Below are 683 nucleotides of genomic sequence, written 5' to 3' on the forward strand. Positions count from 1 at the left end.
CCGGGCTTCGGCAGCTTCGCCAAACAAGGCGCCCATGCGTTGTCCACAGCGGATGTGGACGGGGACGGCTGCCAGGAGATTGTCTATGGCTCGGTGACCATTGACCAGGACGGCAGCATTCTGTACAGCTCCGGCGGCATTCTGCCGGAGGGCGGTATCGCACCCGGCGAATACGCCAAGCTGGGCCACGGGGATGCGCTGCATGTAGCGGTGGTGGACCCGGACCGGGACGGCTTGCAGATTTACATGGTCCACGAAGAGGGGGACCATGCGCCATACGGCTACACCCTGCGTGACGCGGCTACCGGCGAGGTGCTGTACGGCGCCTTCGCCACCGAGGACGTGGGGCGGGGGATGGTAGGCAAGGTAGAGCCGGCTGTGCCGGGTCTGCAAACCTGGTGCAGCGAAAGCCATCTGGCCCATGAGCCCTCCCGGGGCTTGCGTTCGGCCAAAGGCGAGAAGCTGAGTGAAACCGCACCGGGCACCAACATGAGCATCAAGTGGGGAGCGGACATGACCACCCAGATCGTCAGCGGCACCTTTGATCAGGACGTGACCATTGAGGACTGGAAACATGGCACCGTGCTCACCGCAGAAGGCACCCGCTCCAACAACGGCACCAAGGGCAACCCGTGTCTGGTAGCCGACCTGTTCGGCGACTGGCGGGAGGAGCTGGTGGTGCG

1 protein-coding gene is annotated in these 683 nt (G+C 64.6%); it reads left to right on the forward strand.

From position 1 onward, the window contains the following. The coding region (locus ACI1P1_RS29720; protein ID WP_463605687.1) for a rhamnogalacturonan lyase family protein at positions 1 to 683 on the forward strand (683 nt) is incomplete at both ends.

This window comes from Paenibacillus mesotrionivorans, from assembly GCF_046098205.1.
Classification (GTDB): domain Bacteria; phylum Bacillota; class Bacilli; order Paenibacillales; family NBRC-103111; genus Paenibacillus_AR; species Paenibacillus_AR mesotrionivorans.